Below are 19,649 nucleotides of genomic sequence, written 5' to 3'. Positions count from 1 at the left end.
TGAAGGACTGGCGCCGCATCGCAACCCGCCACGACCGATGCGCACACACATGCTTCTCGGCCATCTGCATCGCCGCTACCGTCATCTTCTGGATCCGGCAATGAGTCCTGGGTTCTGTGGACTCTAGGGATTTCTCAATCGTGTAGAGCGTGATTCAAGGCTACCTTTCGGGAAGCAGCCTTGAATCATGCTTCCATCGGTTCGGGACTCCCTAGTGTCCACACGCCTAAGGGTGAAGCAGCGGTGGGACTCGGGAATCGGCCTTCTCTGGGCGCCGGAGTGGTACGACCAGCTCCGGCGCCAATCACCTGCTCTCCTCCAGCAGCCGATACCCCACCCCGGGCTCCGTCCTCAACAATCGTGCCGCCTCACCCAGCTTCGCGCGCAACTGCCCGACGTAAACCCGCAGATACTGGCTGTCCTCGACATGGGCCGGGCCCCACACTTCGGTCAGCAAACGCCGCTGCGTCACCACTCGGCCGAGAACGCGGGCGAGTGCCGCCAGCAGTTCCCATTCACGCGGCGTGAGGGCGAGTTCCACCCCCTCCACGCGCGCCAACCGCCGCTCCAGATCAATCTCCAGGGGCCCTGACGTGATCACGGGTGAAGGTGTTTCCATGAGCAGGGCCCGCCGTGTCGCGGCACGAAGCCGCGCCAGCAATTCCGCCAGACCGAATGGCTTCTCGACGTAATCATCGGCACCCGCATCCAGCGCCGCGACCTTCTCCGCCTCCCGGTCGCGCGCGCTGATGATGATGACCGGCACGCTGCTGAAGGCGCGCAGTCGGGCCAGCGCCTCCTTGCCATCCATGTCCGGCAGGCCGAGGTCGAGCAGCACGCAGGCTGGGCCGCGCGAAGCCGCCAGGCGCAGTCCCTCGCGCGCGGTCTCGGCCCGCAGGGGCATGTAGCCCGCGGCTTCCAGCGCGGGACCAAGGAAGCGGTGGATCTGCGGCTCGTCGTCAATGACGAGGATCGACAATGGCGCTGCCGTCATTGCGGAAAGCGCAGCGTGATGCGCGTCCCTTGCCCCGCCGCAATCGGGCTTTCGGCCGCGATGCGCCCCCCCATCGCCGATACCAGGCCACGGCAGATTGACAGGCCCAGGCCCGAGCCGGCGGCAATGCTGTCCGTGCGGGCGGCGCGGAAGAAGGCGTCGAAGACGCGTGGCAGGTCGTCGGGCGGTATGCCGGGCCCGTCATCTTCCACGATCAGCAGGACGTCCGCCCCCTCGCGCCGCGTCGCCACGCGCACGATGCCGTGGGGTGCGGAATACTTCAGCGCATTGTCCATCACGTTCTCCAGCACCCGGTCGAGCAGCGCCGGATCGAGCCGCGGTCGAGGCAGGCCGGTGGGAAGGTCCCGCAGGATACGGCGGCCCGGATGCGCCTGCTGTATATGCATGGCCGCCTCCTCCAGCGCCTGGGCCACATCCACCGGCTCGCGCCGCGGCACGACCTGGCCAGTCTCCAGCCGCACGATGTCGAGGATCGCGGACATCCAGCGGGCGAGGCGCGTCGCTTCCTCCTCGATGGTGGTCAGCAGGTCGGCGCGGGTCGCTTCGGGCAGCGCGGCGCCGGCGGTGCGTAGCGTCTCGGCCGCGCCGCGGATGGCGGTAAGCGGCGTGCGAAGGTCATGGCCCAGGCTGGTCAGCAGCGCCGTCCGCAGCGCCTCCGTCTGGCTGCGGGCTCGTGCATTCGCGGCGGTGTCCGCGAGGCGTGCACGTTCCAGCGCGACCGCCGCCTGGTCCAGCAGCGCTTCGACGGCGCGATCGGCCTCAGGGTCGGGGGCCTCGTCCTTCGGGCACAAACCGAGCAGGCCGAAGGCGACCGTCTCACCGTTACGCACCGCATTCAGCGGGACGAAGCGCCAGGCGCTGGTCGGCAAGGTTGCGGTGCCGCGCCCGGCCGCACGCCCATTCGCCAGTGCCCAGCGTGCGGCCGCCATGGCGCCGTCATCCGGCACGGCATCGGCCGGGCTGGCGGCGCGCAGAACAGGCTCGGCCGGGAGCATCGCATCCCGCGTGAACTGGCCCGGCAACGTCATTGCCAGCGCTTCGTCGAGCGGCAGCAACAGGCACGACGGACCGCCGATGATGCGTGCCGCCTCCTCGACCACAGCCATCTGCAATTCGGCCACCGACGCTTCGGCATTGAGCCGCCGTGAGAGGGTCGTGAGACGGCGCAGCGCCGCCAGCCGCACCGCCGCCGCGCGCACGTTGCGCCCGAGCCGCCCCGTCGTGCCGGCCAGCAACGCCGCCACCACGCCAAAGACGACTGCGCCGAGGACGTCCTGCGCGGAGGCGACGGTCAGCGTGTAGCGTGGCGGCAGGAACAGGAAATTCCAGGCGAGAAAGGCGAGCATCGCGCCCCCCCCCGCATGCAGCGGTCCGGCGACGGCGGCGATGGCGACGACGGCCGCGAGATAGACCATCCCGAAGGCGGCATCGGGCACCATGCCATCGAGCATGACGCAGACCAGCGTGGCCGCGGCGACCAAAAGCGGCACCACGAGCCAGGCGGTCCAGCCCGGCAGATGACGCGGCGGCGCGGCGACGCGTGCCGCCGCAGGGCTCGGCACCACATGCAGGGTGAATTCCGTCGCCCGTCGGGCCAGGGCAGAGATGAGGGTCCGCCCCAGCACGCGGCGCCACCAGGGCGGGTCACCGCGTCCGAGGAAGATATGCGTCGCGCGGCGCGCGCGGGCATGGGCCAGGATCGCGGTGGTCAGGTCGGTCGCCGTGGTCACCTCGGTCTCGGCGCCCAGCTGTTGCGCCAGGGCGATGCCGGGCCCCGGGTCGGCCTGCTGGCCCGGCCGCTCGACATGCAGGGCCAGCAGCGGCGCATGCAGCGCGTCGGCGAGGCGGCGGGCCTGCTGCAACACCGGCTCGGCCGCCCCCCCTCCCGGGATCAGCGCCAGCACGCGGTCGCCCACCGGCCAGGGACCGGCCACGGCGTTACGCCGCATCCAGGAGGTGACGTCGGCATCCACTCGATCGGCGGTGCGGCGCAGGGCCAGTTCGCGCAGCGCCGCCAGCGCACCCTCCTTGAAGAAGCCGCGCAGCGCGCGCTCGGCCTGTTCGGGGGGGTAGATCTTGCCGGCGCGCATCCGGTCGAGCAATTCGGCCGGCGGGATGTCCACAAGCTCCACCGCATCGGCGCCCTTCAGCATCGCATCGGGGACGGTTTCGGCGACCCGCACGCCGGTGACGCGCGCCACCGCCTCGGCGCTGCTCTCCAGATGCTGGACGTTCATCGTGGTCCAGACCTCGATGCCGGCGTCGCGCAGCTCCTCCACATCCTGCCAGCGCTTGCTGTGTCGGCTCCCCGGCGCGTTGCTGTGCGCCAGCTCGTCCAGGAGCAGGATGGCAGGGCGGCGAACCAGGGCGGCGTCGAGGTCGAATTCGTGCAGCACCTGGCCGCGATAGGCGATGGCGCGAAGCGGCAGCGTGGAGAGGGTGCCGATTGCAGCTTCGGTCTCGGCCCTTCCATGCGTCTCGACCAGGCCGATCAGGACGTCGCTGCCGGCGGCGTGAAGGCGTCGCGCCTCGGCCAGCATCTCGACCGTCTTGCCGACGCCTGGGGCGGCGCCCAGAAACACCTTCAGGCGGCCACGCCCCTCCCGGGCCGCGAGTTCGGCCAAGGCATCAGGGTCGGGACGGGTTGGTCCGGTGGCGGGCATGCGTGTGCAGTATAGCCGCTTCGTCCCGCCCTTAGCGAAACGCCTCCAGCGCGAGGTTGATGCGCAGTACGTTCACGCGCGGCTCCCCCAGCAGGCCCAACTCGCGCGCTTCGATGTTCTGTTCGACCAGGGTGGCGAGGCGTTGAACCGGGAGGTTCCGCGCTGCCGCAATGCGCGCGATTTGGCGGCGCGCACTCTCGGGGCTGATATGCGGATCGAGGCCCGAGCCGCTGGCCGTGGCGGCATCGGCCGGCACCTCACGCGCGCCACTCACACGTTCCGTAACCGCCGCGAGCAGCGCCGCACTCGTGGGCCCAAGCTGCGACGCGGCCGAGGAGCTGGCGTCGTAGGGGGCTGCGGAGGTCGCCGAGGGCCGGCCGCGGAACCAGCGGTCGCCCTCGAAATTCTGGCCAATCAGGGCGGAGCCGATCACCTGGCCCTCGCGCCGGATCAGGCTACCGCCCGCGCGCTCCGGCATGGTGAGGCCTGCGATGGCGGTGACGCCGAGCGGCACGGCGACGCCCAGCAGCAAGGTGGAGCCGAGCAGCAGGGAGAGAAGCGGACGCAACATGGTTCAGGCCACTCCGATGAGGGTGAGCAACACGTCGATGATCTTGATACCGATGAAGGGCGCGACGAGGCCGCCCAGCCCGTAGATCAGCAGGTTCCGCCGCAGCAGCGCCGCCGCGCCGAGGGAGGCATAGGCGACGCCCCTTAGCGCCAGCGGCACCAGCGCCACGATGATCAGCGCATTGAAGATGACGGCGGACAGGATGGCGCTTTGCGGGCTGGTCAGCCCCATCACGTTGAGCGCCGCGAGACCGGGATATTGCGTGACGAAGATCGCCGGCAGGATGGCGAAATACTTGGCCACGTCATTGGCGATGGAGAAGGTCGTCAGCGCACCGCGGGTGATGAGAAGCTGTTTGCCGATCTCCACCACCTCGATCAGCTTGGTTGGGTCGCTGTCCAGATCCACCATGTTGCCGGCCTCGCGCGCCGCCTGGGTGCCGGTCTGCATGGCGAGCCCGACATCGGCCTGCGCGAGGGCGGGCGCGTCATTGGTGCCGTCGCCGGCCATGGCGACGAGGCGCCCACCGGCCTGCTGCGCGCGGATGTAATCCAGCTTCTCTTGCGGGTTTGCCTCGGCGAGGAAGTCATCCACGCCGGCCTCCGCTGCAATCGCCGCGGCCGTCAGGCGGTTGTCGCCGGTCACCATCACCGTGCGGATGCCCATGCGGCGCAGCTCCGCGAAACGTTCGCGCATGCCGGGCTTCACGATGTCCTTCAACTCGATGGCGCCGAGGATGCGGCCATCCTTCGCGACGGCAAGCGGCGTGGCGCCGGTGCGCGCGATGCGGTCGATGCCGGCCGAAAGCGCCGCCGGCACGGCCTGGTTCAGCGTCGCTGCCAAGCTGTCCACCGCACCCTTCCGGTACGAACCGCTCGGCAGGTCCATCCCCGACATGCGGGTCTGCGCGGTGAAGGGCACCGGTCGCGCCTCGGGCGTCATGGCGGGGAGCGTGATCCCATAGCGCTCGCGCGCGAAGGCCAAAATGCTGCGGCCCTCGGGCGTCTCGTCTGCCAGGCTGGCGAGCACCGCCGCCTCGGCGATCTCGGTCTCGCTCACGCCTGGTGCGGCGATGAAGGCGGCGGCCTGCCGGTTACCGAAGGTGATGGTGCCCGTCTTGTCCAGCAGCAGCACATCGACATCGCCCGCCGCCTCCACCGCGCGGCCGGAGGTGGCCAGCACGTTGAACCGCACCAGCCGGTCCATGCCCGCGATGCCGATCGCCGAGAGCAACCCGCCAATGGTGGTCGGGATCAGCGTGACCAGAAGTGCTGCCAGCACCACGACCGAGGGGGCGGCGCCGCTGTAGGAGGCGAAGCCGACCAGCGTGACCACAGCGATCAGGAAGATGATCGTCATGCCGGCGAGCAGGATGTCGAGTGCAATCTCGTTCGGCGTCTTCTGTCGTGACGCGCCCTCGACCATCGCGATCATGCGGTCGAGGAAGGTGCCGCCGGCCTCGGCGGTGATGCGCACCAGGATGCGGTCGCTGACCACCAGCGTGCCGCCGGTGACGGCACTGCGATCGCCCCCGGCCTCGCGGATCACCGGCGCGCTTTCGCCGGTCACGGCGCTTTCGTTGACGCTGGCGATGCCCTGCACGATCTCGCCATCCGAGGGGATGATCTCGCCGGCCTCGACCAGCACATGGTCGCCGCGGCGCAATTCGCCGGCGGCGCGCGGAATGGTCTGGGTGGTGTCCTCCGGCAGCGGCACGAAGCGGGCCATGGTGTCGCCGCGCGCGGCACGCAGGCTGGCGGCGCGCGCCTTGCCGCGGCCTTCGGCGACAGCCTCGGCGAAGGTCGCGAACAGCACGGTCAGCCACAGCCATGCGGCGACGCCGGCCTGGAAGCCCCAGGGGATTCCGGCTGCCGCATCGCGTGCCGCGAGCAGGGTGACGAGGATGGAGACCACCTCGGTCACGAAGATGACCGGGTTGCGGACCAGATGGCCTGGGTTGAGTTTTCGCACCGCATCGATGGCGGCCTGGCGGATGATGGCGCTGTCGAACAGCGCTGGAGCGGATTGCATGGGAGGGGCCTTCAGAAGGTTTGGCCGGCGAGCATCGCGAAATGCTCCGCGATCGGGCCGAGGGCGAGGGATGGCAGGTATTGCAGCCCGCCCAGGATGAGGATGACGCCGGCCAGCAGCCCGATGAACAGCGGCCCATGCGTCGGCAGCGTGCCCGGGCCTTCTGGTGCGCGTGGCTTGGCGGCCAGGCTGCCGGCGATGGCGAGCACGGGGATCACGAAGGCGAAGCGGCCGAGCAGCATGGACAGGCCGAGCGTCGTGTTGAGCCAGGGCGTATCGGCGGTCAGCCCACCGAAGGCCGACCCATTGTTCCCCGCCGCGGAGGAATAGGCGTAGAGCATCTCCGTCAGCCCATGCGGTCCGGCATCCTGCAATGAGGCGAGCCCCATCGGCAGCACCAGCGCCGCCGCGGTGAAGCCGAGGATGACGGCGGGCAGCACCAGCACCGCCAGCATCGCCAGCTTGACCTCCCGCGCCTGCACCTTCTTGCCGAGATATTCCGGCGTGCGCCCCACCATCAGCCCGGCGATGAAGACGGCGAGCAGGGCGAAGACCAGCATGCCGTACAGGCCGGAGCCGACACCGCCCGGCAGAACCTCACCAAGCTGGATAAGAAACAGCGGCACCAAGCCACCGAGCGGGGTGAAGCTGTCGATCATCGCATTCACCGCACCGCAGCTGGCGCCCGTGGTGGTGGCGGTGAACAGCGCGGCCAGAGCAAGGCCGAAGCGCACATCCTTGCCCTCCATATTGCCCTGGATCGGCGAGACGCCGGCGGCGATGTGCAGCGGGTTGCCGGCCGCCTCGGCGGCGTAGATCGACAGAGTCGCGACCAGCACGAAGCCGACCATCACCGCCAGCAAGGCCCGCCCCTGGCGCGCATCACCGACGATGCGGCCGAAAGCCAGGCACAGCCCGAAGGGAAGGACGACCTGCAGCACGATCTGCAGGCTGGTGGCGAGTGCCGAGGGACCCTCGAAGGGGTGCAGCGAATTCACGCCGAAGAAGCCACCGCCATTGGTGCCGAGATGCTTGATGGCGAGCTGGAAGGCGACCGGGCCGAGCGCGATGGTCTGCTCGCCGCCGGACGGGGTCGCCGCGATGACGCTTGCCGCCAGGGTCTGTGGTACGCCCATGGCGATGAAGGCGAAGGCCGCGAGCAAGGTGCCCGGCAGCAGCAGCCACAGCGTGATGCGTGTCAGATCCGCCCAGAAATTGCCAAGCTGCGTTACGCCGCCGGTGGCGAAGGCGCGCATCACCGCGAAGGCGAGCGCGATACCGGTCGCGGCCGACAGGAAATTCTGCACCGCGAGGCCCATCATCTGGCTCAGATGCGACATCGCCGCCTCGCCCGAATAGGCCTGCCAATTGGTGTTGGTGACGAAGGAGATAGCGGTGTTGAAGGCCAGGTACGGCGGGATGCTCGCAAAACCTTGCGGGTTCAGCGGTAGCACGCCCTGCAGGCGCAGGATGGCATAAAGCAGCGCGAAGCCCGCCGCGTTGAAGGCCAACATGGCGAGCAGGAAGCCCTGCCAGCTCTGGCCCCGGGATGCGTCCACACCGGCGGCGCGCAGCACCGCGGCGTCGAGGCGCGCCAGACCGCCCAGCCGGCCTTCCGCCAGGGCCGCTAACCACCGCCCGACCGGGACCGCCAGAAGCAGCGCGCAGCCGAGCACGAGCGCAATCTGCGCCCAACCTATCAGTGTCATGTCAGAGGCTTTCAGGCCGCAGCAGCGCCCAGAGGAGGTAGCCCAGCAGGCCGAGCGCCACCGCGCCGCCGAGCCAGAGTTCGAGTGCCATGGTCAGACCTGCCCGCATGCGCGCACGTAGAGAGCCAACAAGGCGAAGCCACCCAGGCCGGCAGCCAACAGAACAAGATCAAGCATCGGAACCCCCATGATGTGAGGGAATTGTGGGAGGGAGCCGCGTCATGGCGCGATGTGGAAGCGGGGCCCGCGGCGTAAGGAAATCGCAAAGGCGGGTAGGGCGAGCCGAGCCTCGGCCAGCGCATCGATGCGGACCCGTCCGTCAGTAACGGACCCCCTGGCGCGATTGCGAACAGCGTGTGCTCGGGTCAGGCTTTCGAACACCCCGCCATCGCGCAGCCGGGCGAACCAGCGATAGATGGTCCGCCACGGCGGGAAGCTGTCGGGCAGAAGGCGCCAGGCACAGCCCGCGCGCAGCACGTAGAAAATCGCGTTGATGATCTCGCGCTGCGGCCAGGCCCACCGTCGCCCCTGCCGACGGGGCCGCGGCAGCAGCGGTTCCAGCAAACGCCACTCGGCATCGGTCAGGTCACTCGCGTAGCGCAAGCCCGCGCGGCTATGCTGCCGCCGGGTGGTCGGGGTCCACATCGAAAATTCCATCACAGGTGTCGCAACCCGTTGGAATCACGATTGCCTCCGGCCATCCACCCCAATGCCAGTCATACCGAAAACGTTTCGAAACAGGCTTTGAGAATTAGGAACAAATTAAGAGCTTCATTCCTCGGGACCCCCCACCACCGCCCCGAGCCCTGCCATCACCTCCGCCGTGTGCTGCCCGAGCGTCGGCGGTGGGCGCACGGGTCCTTCCCGCGCCACATCCCGCCAAGGCATCCCCGCGGTGCGGATGTGGTTGCCGGAACCAGGCGGATATTCAAAATCCAGCAGCATGCCGCGGCCAGTCACCTGCGGGTGCTGCGCCACTTCGGCCAGGGTGTTCACCGCCTCGGCCGGGATGCCCGCGGCATCCAGCAGTGTCAGCCAATCGGCGGCGCTGCGCCGGGGGAAGATTTCCGTAAGGGCTGCGATCAACGCCTCCCGCGCGCGGTTGCGCGCGGGCTGGTCGCCGAAGCGCGGATCGTCCCGCAGTGCCGCGAAATCCGGGATCGTCACCAGGCTGGCCCATGATTTGTCGTTGGTGACGGCGATGACCAGGTCGCGGTCCGCCGCCCGGAAGCTTTCATAGGGCGCCATCAGCGGATGGGCATTGCCCCAGCGCCGCGGCGCCGCACCGCCCATCCCCCAGGCGGCGATGGATTGCCCCATCAGCGCCACCAGCCCATCCAGCATCGAGATGTCGAGGAAGCGGCCCTGGCCGGTGGTCCGCCGCTCCATCAACGCCCCCATGATCGCGATGGCGCCCGAGAGCCCGGCCATGGTGTCGGCAACGGGCGCTGCCGCCTTCATCGGCCGCCCGTCGGGCTCCCCGGTCTGGGCCATCAGCCCGCCAAAGGCCTGCACCATCAGATCGACGGCGGGCCGCTGCGCGATCGGCCCGGTCTGGCCATAGCCGGAGATCGAGCAATAGATCACATCCGGCCGCACCTTGCGGATGGCGTCGTAATCCAGCCCGAAGCGCCGCACCGTGCCGGGGCGGAAATTCTCGACGAAGATGTCGCTGTCCCGCGCCAGCGCGAGGCAGGCGGCGCGGCCTTCATCGGTACGTAGGTCCAGCGTGACCGAACGCTTGTTGCGGTTGTAGCCGATCAGGGTCGGCCCTGCGTCACCGGCGAAGGGAGGACCCCAGTAGCGCGTCTCATCGCCGACGCCCGGCACCTCGACCTTGATGACATCGGCACCAAGATCGCCTAGCACCATGGTCGCGAGCGGCCCCGCCAGCGCGCGCGTCGTGTCCAGCACACGAATGCCGGCAAGCGGACCGCCGCTCATGCCGCGGCCCCGACCAAAAAGACCGGCAGCAGCACGCCGCCTTCGAGCACCCGGAAATCCACCGTCACAGGGGCGCCGATCGCGATGGGGCCGGGGTTGGCGATCAGCCGGGTGAAGAGATGCACGCCTTCCTCCAGCGCCACGATCCCGACCGTGTAGGGCACCGATGCCGCAAAGGCCGGGCTGGGCGCGCGATGCACTTCGCTGAAGGAGTAGATGGTGCCGCGACCGCTGGCGCGCCGCCATTCCAGCGCATCCGACCCGGTCTCGGTGCAGACGATCCGCTTGGGGTGGTAGTAGCGGCCGGCGGCGGGGGAGTATTTCAGTACCAGCTCGCGCCGCGTCAATGCCTCCCAATATCCCACCGTTTCCGGGGAGGGCTGGTAGAGGCCGATGAACCAGTCACCGGCCATGAGCGGGACGCCGCGGGACCAGTCGCCCGGGAAGTCGGGGGGGGCGGGCGCGGTCATGCCACCGGCTCCTTGCTGAGGATGACGACGGAATGGCAGGCGAGTGGCCCACCGTGCATATGCACGATGCCGGCCTTGGCATCGGGGATCTGCCGCCCTTCGGCGCGGCCGTGGAGTTGGTCCACGACTTCCTGCAGGTTGTAGAGCCCCTGCGCGACCTGGCCAAAGGAGAGGTAGCCGCCGATAGTGTTGAAGGGCAGCCCGCCGTCATAGGCGATGCCGCCGCCGGCAGCGAAATTACCGCCCTCGCCCCGCGGGCAGAAGCCCAGCTCCTCCAGCATCATCAGGTTGACGTAGGAGAAGGGTGCCGAGCTTTCCGCCAAATCGATGTCGGCGGGCGTCAGCCCTGCCATCGCATAGGCCTGCTTGGCGGCGACGCCGGCGCCGGTCTGCACGAGGTCCGGCCCGTCCTCGAAGGGTGCATAACCCCAGCCGCCCATGCGTTCGCCGACCCATTCATGCGTGTTGCACTGGCCAAACCCTGCGAGCCAGGTCGTCTCGCCATGCCGTGCCCGGGCCAGATCGGCGCGCGTCAGAACCACCGCGGTCGCGATGCCACCGGGATACCAGACCGCGCAATCCAGCAGTCGCAGCGGTGTGGCGACCAGACGCGAAGTCACCACCTGTTCGATGGTGATCGGCCCCTTGTGCCGCATCACCGCATGCGGGTGGTCGAGCGCCCAGCGGCGGTTCTCCACCGCGACATGCGCCGCCATTTCCGGCGTGATCCCGTATTCATGCATGTAGCGGCAGATGGATTGCGCATAGATCGAGGGTGTCGAGGGGCCATAAGGCGCCTCGAATTGCAGATCGCCCTCCCAGGCGGCGTTGGAGCCGACCTGGTCCATCCAGATGCCGCTGGCTTCGTTGGTGACGCAGAGCGCGTAATCGATCACCCCCGCCTGCAAGGCGGTCGCCGCCAGTTGCAAGGTGCCGAGCGCGCCGCCGCCATGCGAGGTCATCTCGCTGCTGAAGGTCGGGCCGATCTTCAGCTCGTTCAGCAGCGACTGGTTGTATTGCAGCACCATGTAGGATTGCGGCGTGCGCCCGGTGAACAGCGCCCCCACCTCATGCCGCCCGATGCCGGCCGCGGCCATGGCCTGGCGTGCGGCGACGGCGCCGAGTTGCAGCGGGGTTTTTGGGTCGCCCTCGCCCTTCATCGCCATCGCCCGGCCCATGCCGACGATGGCGGTCGCACTTCCCATTGCTGACATCAGGGCGTCACTCCACTTTGGCCCCGGAATCCGCGACGACCTTGGCGTAGCGTTGAATTTCCGAGGCGATGAAGGTTTTGAATTCGGCTGGCGGCGCATAAAGCGCGTCGGTGCCGGAGACCGTGAAGGCCGCCAGGATCTCTGGATCGGCGACCGCGCGGCGGATGGCGTCTGAGACGGTTTCGACCCGCGCCGCCGCCATGCCGGCCGGACCGAAGACGCCGAACCAGGCGGTCAGCACGAAATCGGGGAAGCCCGCCTCCACCATCGTCGGTACGTTCGCGAGCCAGGCCGGGCGGGTCGCGCCGGTGCTTGCCAGCACGCGCAGCTTGCCTGCCTCCACATGCGGCCGCAGCGCCTGGTAGGGGTAAAACATCATCGAGGTCGCGCCGCTCAGCAGATCGGTGAAGAGCTGACCGCCGCCGCTGTAGGGGACATGCACGATGTCGATCCCAGCCTGCGAGCGCAGCGTCGAACCGCTGAGATGCGCCGAGGTACCGATGCCCGAGGAGGCGTAGTTGAGCTGGCCCGGCCGTGCCTTGGCCAGGGCGATCAGCTCGGCGACGGAATGCGCGGGGACATTGGGGTGCACCACCAGCACCAGCGGCTGGCTCGCGACCCGGGCGATCGGCGTGAAATCGGCGACCGGGTCATAGGGCAGGCGCTGGTAGAGGTTGATGTTGATCGCATGCGTCTGGCTGCCTGCGAACAGCATCGTATAGCCATCCGGCGGGCCATGGGCGACGAATTCCGCGCCCACGATGCCGCCGGCACCCGCCCGGTTCTCCACCACGGGCCGCTGGCCGAGCAGATCACCGACCTTGCCTGCAAGCTGCCGCGCGATGAGGTCGGTGGCGCTGCCCGCCCCGTAGGGGACGACCAGGCGCGGCGGATGGTCGGGGTAATGTTCCTGCGCCAGCACCGGCCTTGTGGCCAGGGTCAGACCGCTGGCCAGGGCAGCAAGCCCGCTTCTGCGTGTGATCATGATGCTTCCTCCATTGTCTTCCGCTATGCGGAATGTTATTCGTTATGCGGAAGATTAAGGAAGATCGATTATCCATGTCAACGGGTTCTGGGCCGCGCTATGGCGCCGTCGCACGGGACGAGGTGCAGTCGATCGCCAAGGGGCTTGCCGTCATCGAGGCCTTCGGGCCCGCCCGCCCGGCGATGACCCTGAGCGAAGTGGCCCGCCAGACCGGGATGAGCCCCGGCTCCGCCCAGCGCGTGCTGCGAACCTTGGTCAGCCTTGGCTATGTCGGCGTGGAGGGGACACGCTTCTCGCTCCGTCCACGCACGCTGCAACTCGGCTACGCCTATCTGTCCTCGCTGCCGTTGGCCGCGATCACGCAGCCTCTGCTCTCGGCGTTGATGGCTCAGACGGAGGAAACCTGCTCGCTGGCCGTGCTGGATGGCGATGCGGTGGTCTATGTCGCTCGTGCGCCGGCGCGTCGCCTGGTACGGGACTACATGTCAGTAGGCACGCGGATGCCGGCGCATGCGACCTCGGTCGGCAAGGTGCTGTTGGCAGCCCTGCCGGAGGCAGCACTGGAGGCTGTGCTGGACGGGCTCTCGCCGGACCCGCTGACGCTCAACACGCTGACGGGGCGGGAGGCAATCCGCGACGCGGTGGCGCGGGCGCGGCGTGATGGGTTCGCGGTGAACGACCAGGAAACGATCATGGGACTGCGCTCTATCGCCGTGCCGGTTGTCGCGGAGGGTAAGGTTGTCGCGGCATTGGGGCTGAGCGCGGAGGTGACGCGCGTTACCCTGGCAGCGCTGCAGGAACGGCTGTTGCCGCCGCTGCTGCAGACCGCCGGTGTGGTGGCTGCCGCGCTGCTGACGCGCGAGCAGTCAGGCTTCGCACCCTGGTCGTGATCGGAAGAGGGTCATATCGGCCGCCTCGGTCGGTGAGGGATGCCGCGCGCCGGTGTCGTCCAGCGAAATCCAGCGCGCCGTCTCCAGTCCGGCGCGCAGCACGTCACGGGCCTCATCCACGAAACCATCCTGGCTGGCGATCAGCAGCCGCATCAGCTGGCGCTTGGAGATGTCGATGCCGCGCAGCAGCGGCAGCAACTGGCCCGCCTGGTGCATCGGGCGGCGCCTTGGTGCGCTCCTCCACGCCGCTCGGCTTGATGTCGGGGCGTCCCTTGAGGCCTTTCAGCCGCGCAATCTCGGCATGGCGAGGATGGCGGTCAGCGGATGCCACGCACGGAGTTCGCGCGGCATGGCGCGCGCGAGCGGGCTCCCGCGTCGGGCGCAGCGCAGAGCACAAGCCTGTCTCCGCCAAGGAACTGGCTGCCGGGCTGCCCAAGAGCGTCTGGCGCCGGGTAACCTGGCGCCAGGGCACGAATGCACCGCTCACCTCCCGCTTTGCCGCCCTGCGCGTGCGCCCCGCCCATCGCGACTACAAGGCCGCCACGCCACGACCCGAGGAATGGTGCCTGATCGAATGGCCGCCCGGTGAAGCCGAGCCCACCAAGTTCTGGCTCTCCACGCTGCCCGCCACCACCAGCCGCTCCGCGCTGGTCCGCCATGCCATGCTGCGCTGGCGGATCGAGCGCGACTATCAGGAGCTGAAGCAGGAGATCGGCCTCGGCCACTACGAAGGCCGCGGCTGGCGAGGCTTCCACCATCACGCCACCCTCTGCATCGCAGCCTACGGCTTCCTGGTCGCCGAAAGGGCGGCGATTCCCCCCTCAGCAGAACCAAAGGCCCCACTCATCCAAGCGCCTGCGGTTCCCAACTCCTACCGACGACGCGGAGCCGCCGATCCGACCTGAACGGCATGTCGCCAACTCCACCACCAGCATGCGAATACGCATCGCGCGCGAACTCGCCCGCACTATGCCGCGATGTCCGTGCTGCCAGCGTCTCAAACAGAGCCAGCATCTTATGGCACAGTAGTATTAGTATCCGACCGGATCGGCATCCAGCCGCACGGCAATCCCCTCCAGCCCCGGTCCAGAGGACGGATAGCGCGCCAGTACCAGCGGGTCATGCCCCGGCACGATATGATGGCGCGAACTCGCGAGCCGGTGCAGCGCGGCGTAGCCCTCCAGGGTCTGGGGCACGTCGGCGACGATGGGGAAAGGCCTCCCTTGCTCGAAATTCGCATAGAAATGCGAGGCATCGGAGGCAAGGACCACCCACCCCCGCCGCGTCCGTACCCGCATCACCTGCAGCCCCAGCGAATGTCCGCCCACATGATGGAGGCTGACGCCAGGCGCGATCTCGGCTGCGCCATCATGGAAACTGGCCCGGCCCTCGAACACCCGGCCGACCATGGCCGTCACATCCGCGGCCTCGAACGGGTGGCGCAAGGCGAGGTGGCACATGCAGCGCCCGGTGCAATAGGCCATCTCCCGGTCCTGGAGATGGTAGCGGGCCGCGGGAAACATCGTGTGATTGCCGGCATGGTCGTAATGCATGTGCGACAGGACGACGTCGGCCACTGTCGCCGCATCTACCCCGACCATTTTCAACCCCTCCGCAGGCGTACGGAGGAGGGAACGCCCGCGCTTGGCGCCGACCTCGGCATCGAAGCCGGTATCGAGCACGAAGCTGCGGGTTTTCCCCACGATCGCCCAGACAAAATAATCCAGTGGCATCGACGCATTGTCGTGCGGGTCGCCATCAAGGAAGTTCTTGTAGGCCGGCCTGTCATTCTCCGCGTATTTGACCGCATGGATCTCGTAGATATCGTCGTCCTGAACCACGTCCTATCTTCCCTATCCCAGTTGCGCGGCCGTTGATGCGGCCTCGTCCCATCCTCCGCGGCGGAGGTCTTGCGCCCTTTCAGATGATCCCGTCCCGCGTCGCGGGGCAAGCCGGGGGGGGGCTCCCAGCCTCGCCCCTCGTTCCGGTGGGCGGCTAGCCGATGGCGCGGAAACCAGCCCATGATGGCCGGCAACAGCGCTGTGCTGGAAATCTCGCGATGGCCGGCGGGCCCGCGATCGGGAGCAGAAACGCATGATCCACGAACTTCGCATCTACCACTGCGTGCCGGGCCGCTTGCCGAACCTGCTGCGGCGCTTTGAGACGATCACGCTCGATATTTGGAAGAAGCATGGCATTCGCCAGGCGGGCTTCTGGACCGTCGCCATCGGCGACTCCAACCAGGATCTTCACTATCTGGTCGAATGGGAATCGCTGGCCGAGCGCGACCAGAAGTGGGGGGCCTTCCAGGCCGATCCCGAATGGATCGCCAAACGCGCCGAAACCGAGCGAGACGGACCGATTGTCGCGAGCATCACCAACATGATCCTCCAGCCGACGGCATTCTCGGCCGTGCGCTGAGGGCAGTTCGTCAGTCGAGCGCAACCTCCAGGCCCTGCGCCGCCTCGTCGCGGGCCTGCTGGTTCAGGATGCGTAGCGCGACCTGTGCTGCCTGGTGCACATGCTCACGGCATGCCGCCCAGGCAGCGCCAGGGTCGCGCCGTTCGATGGCTTCGACGATCCGCCGGATCTCGGCGATGGTCTGGGGCAGGCGCTTCGGGTCCGACAATGTGGTGGCCCGGAGCTGCGAGTTGCGGTTGAGCAGCTGGTCAAGCATCCGCGCGACATAGGCATTGCGGCAGCCACGCAGCATGACCCCGTAGAAGCGCCGCTTCAGGTTCAACAGCACCATCCGGTCGGTCCCGGGCCTGGTCGCCGCCAGTTCCTCGAAGACCTCGCGCAACTCGGCAATCTCCTCGGTCGAGGCACGCTCGGCGAAGCCCTGGCCTGCCAGCGCTTCGAGCACCGCGCGGACTTCGTAGACCTGGGTTGCCTCGGCGGCCGAAAGGAAGGCGACGAAGGGGCCGCGATTGGGCACGACCTTGATCAGCCCTTCGGCTTCCAGCAGCCGCACCGCCTCGCGGATCACGCCGCGGCTGACGCCAAACACATCGCCGAGCATCCGGTCCGACAGATGCTCGCCAGGCATGAACCGGCTGGTGATGATCGCCTCGCGCAGGCGCTCCTCGACCTGGCGCCGTACCGGTTGCGGGGTGACCCGCATCGAATGATCGTCCGGCATTCCTCTCCGCGTCCCGGTGGCACTGGTCAATGTGACGCCCAGGCATTCGAGCGTCCAGCATCGTGGCAGGCATCTCGTCATATTGACAGACAATCTGACAAATCCCTAGGGTCGCTGCATCGGTTAGGGAGGCAGGGAAATGTCTGACGACACGCTGTTCGAGAAGGGGCTCGAAACACGCCGGGCGGTGCTTGGCGCCGAATACGTCGATGGGGGTCTCGCCAAGGCGGATGACTTCATGATGGCCTTCCAGCGCATCACCACGGAGTGGTGCTGGGGCTATGCCTGGAACCGCCCGGGTCTCGATCGCCGCACGCGCAGCATGCTGAACCTCGCGATGCTGACCGCGCTCGGCAAGCCGGCCGAACTTCGGCTGCATGTGAAGGGCGCGCTCGCCAACGGCGTGACGGTCGAGGAGATCAAGGAGATCCTTCTCCATGCCACCGTCTATTGCGGCATCCCCGCGGGGCTCGATGCCTTCAAATCCGCGCATGAGGTCCTGGTCAAGGAAGGCGCGCTGACCGGCGAGCCTGTGCGGCCGGCCGAATGAGCCCCGCCGACGCCGCCGGCCCGCTGCGCCGGATCGGATTTATCGGCATCGGCAACATGGGCTGGCCGATGGCGGCCCGGCTGGTTGGCGCCGGCTTTGACGTGGTGGTGTGCGACGCCGTGCCGGATCGCGCCGATCGCTTCGTCAGCGAGGTCGGTGGCGAGGCAGCCGCCGATGCGGCGGAGGCCGCGCGCGGCGCCGATGCGGTCATCACCATCCTGCCGACCTCCAAGCATGTCGGGCAGGCGCTCGAAGCGATGGGCGATGCGCTCGCGCCCGGCGCGATGCTGATCGAGATGACGTCCGGCGTCCCGACAGCGACGCGTGGGTTCGCCGATGTGCTGGCGGCGCGTGGCGTTGCCATGATCGATGCGCCGGTCTCTGGCGGCGTGCCACGCGCCCGGACGGGTGAACTCGCGATCATGACTGGCGGTGAGGCGGAGGCGCTGCAACGCGCCGATCCGGTCTTGCGCGCCATGGGCACGACCCTCACGCATGTGGGCGGTGTCGGCGCCGGGCAGGCGATGAAGGCGCTGAACAATCTGGTCAGCGCCGGCGGCTTCCTGATCGGGATCGAAGCCTTGTTGATCGGCCAGCGCTTTGGCCTCGACCCGGCCTTGATGGTGGATGTGCTGAATGCCTCCACCGGCATGAACAACAGCACGCAGAAGAAGTTCAAGCAGTTCGTGCTGTCGCGCCGCTTCGACGCCGGCTTTGGGCTGGAACTGATGGTGAAGGATGTGTCGGTGGCGTTGGAGGTCGGGCGCGACACGGCGACCCCGACCCCCTTCGCGGCGCTCTGCCGCGAGATGTGGGCCAGTGCCCTGGGCGTGCTTGGCCCCGGCCATGACCACACCGCGGTCGCGCAACTGTCGGAGCGACTGGTCGGCGAGACGCTGGGTGGCGGCAACCGGCCCGGCGACTGAACCGGCCCCGGTTGAGCCAGCACGGAGATGGCGGCTGTCGCGGCGCATCTTGCATGCCGCGACAGCATGCAAATATGCGTGGCTGAACGCATGATACGGCCCGCTTCGACGCGTTGGCCTTCAGGAAGCCAATGCTATGAGCCCTCGCACCGTCGCGGCCCAATATCCCGCCTATCGTGATGACATCGGCGATCTGACGACCCGCCGCCCGCTTCCCGGGCCGGACGTGCCGCAGATCGACCCCTTTCTTTTCCTGAACCATCACGGCCCGCAAACCTATGCGCCCGGCAACCAGGGCCTGCCCTTCGGGCCGCATCCGCATCGCGGATTCGAGACGGTGACATTCATCCTCGACGGCAACCTGGCCCACCATGACACCGGCGGCCATGAGAGCGTGATCGAGGCCGGCGGGGTCCAGTGGATGACCGCTGGGTCGGGCCTCGTCCATGCCGAGGTCTCGCCTCCGGCGTTCAAGAAGCAGGGTGGATCGCTGGAGATCCTGCAACTTTGGGTGAACCTGCCGTCGCGGTTGAAGATGGTCCACCCACGCTATACCGGCGTGCAACGGGCAGCGATCCCGGTGGTCCCGATCGCCGATGGGCAGGGGGAACTGAGCCTGATCTCCGGCACATTCGGCGGCATGTCGGGACCGGTCGAATCCCTGACCGGTGTCTTCATGTCGACCGTCCGGCTTTCAGCCGGGGCCCGCGTGGAGCTTCCGGCGCCAAAGGGGCGCAGCGTGTTCCTCTACAGTGTCAGCGGCGACATCACCGTTTCTGAAACCCCGGTCGGGCCGTGGCAACTGGTTGGGATGAACGACGATGGCGATGCCATCTCGATTTCGGCACAGAGCGACGCGGTGCTGCTCTACGGTCACGCCGATCCGATCGGTGAACCGGTGGTGGCCCATGGCCCGTTCGTGATGAATACCGCCGAGGAGATCCAGGAGGCGATCCGGGACTATCGGGCAGGCAAATTCGATGCTGCCGGAGCCGCGATGGGCACCGACAGTGGCGCGTGATGGCGCCCTTGGCGCAAGCTGAACGCGAGCAGGTCATGGGCATGCTGCTGCGGTTGATCGATGCGAACAATGACGTCTTGCCTGCGGTCCCTGGTCCTGGCCGCATCGACCGCGCTGCGTAATCTGGGGCCTCGCCGTCAGGCTTCGGCGGCCTTGTTCAGGATGTGCTCGGGGGTGGACAGCACGACCTCCACATACCGCGGCTTGAACGCCGCCGCCCCGCCTTCGATATACTGGATGAAGGCGGGTTTCATCTCCTTGAGGACAGGGAGGATCTTCGCATGTTCCTCGATGCTGGCCCATTCCGCGATCAGGAAGAAGCGCTGCGGATCCGTGGAGTCACGGCACAGCACCCCATCCTTCCGCTGCGCCGGCGATTTATGCATGGGGTTGTCGTCGCCGTAGTCGAATGCCTCGAACAGCCGGACGAATTCATCCTCAAAGCCAGGCTTCACCCGAAAGTCGTAGATGTGGAGAAAATTGCCACGCTGGGCGAGTGGTTCCTGTGCCATGTCGGC

Annotated in this window: 19 protein-coding genes and 3 pseudogenes; 7 read left to right on the top strand and 15 right to left on the bottom strand. The window is 68.0% G+C overall.

The window, feature by feature from the left end:
- Window positions 1-104, top strand: a pseudogene (locus C8P66_RS20440) (IS5/IS1182 family transposase); the annotation flags it as partial.
- 200 nt (window positions 105-304) lie between these two features.
- Here the strand turns inward: C8P66_RS20440 and C8P66_RS20435 are convergent.
- The 11 genes and pseudogenes from C8P66_RS20435 to C8P66_RS20385 all read right to left on the bottom strand — a co-directional run bounded on the left by C8P66_RS20435 (window position 305) and on the right by C8P66_RS20385 (window position 12,602).
- Window positions 305-979: a response regulator gene (locus C8P66_RS20435; RefSeq protein WP_245903705.1), complete on the bottom strand. Its 675-nt coding sequence runs from the start codon at window positions 977-979 to the stop codon at window positions 305-307.
- An 11-nt stretch (window positions 980-990) separates the two neighbouring features.
- On the bottom strand, window positions 991-3,639 hold the full coding sequence (locus C8P66_RS20430) for a sensor histidine kinase (protein WP_158537330.1): 2,649 nt from the start codon (window positions 3,637-3,639) through the stop codon (window positions 991-993).
- A gap of 70 nt (window positions 3,640-3,709) precedes the next feature.
- Window positions 3,710-4,249, bottom strand: coding sequence for a potassium-transporting ATPase subunit KdpC (gene kdpC / locus C8P66_RS20425; RefSeq protein ID WP_111400138.1), 540 nt, complete (start codon window positions 4,247-4,249; stop codon window positions 3,710-3,712).
- Between the two features lie 3 nt (window positions 4,250-4,252).
- Window positions 4,253-6,280, bottom strand: a complete 2,028-nt coding sequence (gene kdpB / locus C8P66_RS20420) for a potassium-transporting ATPase subunit KdpB (protein ID WP_111400137.1) — start codon at window positions 6,278-6,280, stop codon at window positions 4,253-4,255.
- Window positions 6,281-6,291: 11 nt separating this feature from the next.
- Window positions 6,292-7,989: a potassium-transporting ATPase subunit KdpA gene (gene kdpA / locus C8P66_RS20415; protein ID WP_111400136.1), complete on the bottom strand. Its 1,698-nt coding sequence runs from the start codon at window positions 7,987-7,989 to the stop codon at window positions 6,292-6,294.
- Window position 7,990: 1 nt separating this feature from the next.
- Window positions 7,991-8,080: a K(+)-transporting ATPase subunit F gene (gene kdpF, locus C8P66_RS20410; RefSeq protein ID WP_111400135.1), complete on the bottom strand. Its 90-nt coding sequence runs from the start codon at window positions 8,078-8,080 to the stop codon at window positions 7,991-7,993.
- Window positions 8,081-8,322: 242 nt separating this feature from the next.
- Window positions 8,323-8,634, bottom strand: a pseudogene (locus tag C8P66_RS20405) (transposase); the annotation flags it as partial.
- 126 nt (window positions 8,635-8,760) lie between these two features.
- A complete protein-coding gene (locus C8P66_RS20400) occupies window positions 8,761-9,933 on the bottom strand; it encodes a CaiB/BaiF CoA transferase family protein (protein WP_111400134.1) in 1,173 nt (390 codons plus the stop codon).
- On the bottom strand, window positions 9,930-10,403 hold the full coding sequence (locus tag C8P66_RS20395; protein WP_111400133.1) for a Zn-ribbon domain-containing OB-fold protein: 474 nt from the start codon (window positions 10,401-10,403) through the stop codon (window positions 9,930-9,932). Before C8P66_RS20395 ends, C8P66_RS20400 begins: the two co-directional genes overlap by 4 nt.
- A complete protein-coding gene (locus tag C8P66_RS20390; protein WP_146422991.1) occupies window positions 10,400-11,617 on the bottom strand; it encodes a thiolase family protein in 1,218 nt (405 codons plus the stop codon). The genes C8P66_RS20395 and C8P66_RS20390 overlap by 4 nt, the downstream gene beginning before the upstream one ends.
- A 7-nt stretch (window positions 11,618-11,624) precedes the next feature.
- Complete coding sequence (locus C8P66_RS20385) at window positions 11,625-12,602, bottom strand: Bug family tripartite tricarboxylate transporter substrate binding protein (RefSeq protein ID WP_111400131.1); 978 nt, start codon at window positions 12,600-12,602, stop codon at window positions 11,625-11,627.
- 74 nt (window positions 12,603-12,676) lie between these two features.
- Between C8P66_RS20385 and C8P66_RS20380 the strand changes: the two genes are divergently transcribed.
- On the top strand, window positions 12,677-13,492 hold the full coding sequence (locus C8P66_RS20380) for an IclR family transcriptional regulator domain-containing protein (RefSeq protein ID WP_111400130.1): 816 nt from the start codon (window positions 12,677-12,679) through the stop codon (window positions 13,490-13,492).
- On the opposite strand, the gene C8P66_RS20375 is transcribed toward C8P66_RS20380, so the two are convergent.
- A complete protein-coding gene (locus tag C8P66_RS20375) occupies window positions 13,469-13,708 on the bottom strand; it encodes a hypothetical protein (protein WP_111400129.1) in 240 nt (79 codons plus the stop codon). The two genes, C8P66_RS20380 and C8P66_RS20375, sit on opposite strands and share 24 nt — an antisense overlap.
- A gap of 137 nt (window positions 13,709-13,845) precedes the next feature.
- Here C8P66_RS20375 and C8P66_RS20370 point away from each other — a divergent pair.
- A pseudogene (locus C8P66_RS20370) lies at window positions 13,846-14,397 on the top strand (IS701 family transposase); the annotation flags it as partial.
- A gap of 126 nt (window positions 14,398-14,523) precedes the next feature.
- On the opposite strand, the gene C8P66_RS20365 reads toward C8P66_RS20370, so the two are convergent.
- Window positions 14,524-15,333 (bottom strand): N-acyl homoserine lactonase family protein, encoded by an 810-nt coding sequence (locus tag C8P66_RS20365; protein ID WP_111400128.1) that lies wholly within the window; start codon window positions 15,331-15,333, stop codon window positions 14,524-14,526.
- A gap of 253 nt (window positions 15,334-15,586) precedes the next feature.
- Between C8P66_RS20365 and C8P66_RS20360 the strand changes: the two genes are divergently transcribed.
- Window positions 15,587-15,913, top strand: a complete 327-nt coding sequence (locus C8P66_RS20360; protein WP_111400127.1) for an NIPSNAP family protein — start codon at window positions 15,587-15,589, stop codon at window positions 15,911-15,913.
- A 10-nt stretch (window positions 15,914-15,923) separates the two neighbouring features.
- On the opposite strand, the gene C8P66_RS20355 is transcribed toward C8P66_RS20360, so the two are convergent.
- A complete protein-coding gene (locus C8P66_RS20355) occupies window positions 15,924-16,634 on the bottom strand; it encodes a GntR family transcriptional regulator (RefSeq protein ID WP_111400126.1) in 711 nt (236 codons plus the stop codon).
- 139 nt (window positions 16,635-16,773) lie between these two features.
- Between C8P66_RS20355 and C8P66_RS20350 the strand changes: the two genes are divergently transcribed.
- The 3 genes from C8P66_RS20350 to C8P66_RS20340 all read left to right on the top strand — a co-directional run bounded on the left by C8P66_RS20350 (window position 16,774) and on the right by C8P66_RS20340 (window position 19,131).
- Entirely contained in the window at window positions 16,774-17,184 is a 411-nt protein-coding gene (locus tag C8P66_RS20350) for a carboxymuconolactone decarboxylase family protein (RefSeq protein WP_111400125.1), read from the top strand.
- Complete coding sequence (locus C8P66_RS20345; protein WP_111400124.1) at window positions 17,181-18,110, top strand: NAD(P)-dependent oxidoreductase; 930 nt, start codon at window positions 17,181-17,183, stop codon at window positions 18,108-18,110. The genes C8P66_RS20350 and C8P66_RS20345 overlap by 4 nt, the downstream gene beginning before the upstream one ends.
- A 136-nt stretch (window positions 18,111-18,246) precedes the next feature.
- Window positions 18,247-19,131, top strand: a complete 885-nt coding sequence (locus C8P66_RS20340) for a pirin family protein (protein ID WP_111400123.1) — start codon at window positions 18,247-18,249, stop codon at window positions 19,129-19,131.
- A 137-nt stretch (window positions 19,132-19,268) separates the two neighbouring features.
- On the opposite strand, the gene C8P66_RS20335 is transcribed toward C8P66_RS20340, so the two are convergent.
- A complete protein-coding gene (locus C8P66_RS20335; RefSeq protein ID WP_111400122.1) occupies window positions 19,269-19,643 on the bottom strand; it encodes a putative quinol monooxygenase in 375 nt (124 codons plus the stop codon).
- Between the last annotated feature and the right edge of the window lie 6 nt (window positions 19,644-19,649).

The sequence above is a fragment of the Humitalea rosea genome (assembly GCF_003253705.1).
In the GTDB taxonomy this organism is placed as follows: domain Bacteria; phylum Pseudomonadota; class Alphaproteobacteria; order Acetobacterales; family Acetobacteraceae; genus Humitalea; species Humitalea rosea.
The sequence above is the reverse complement of the archived record's forward strand: the minus strand, read 5'-3'. Positions and strand labels throughout refer to the sequence as shown.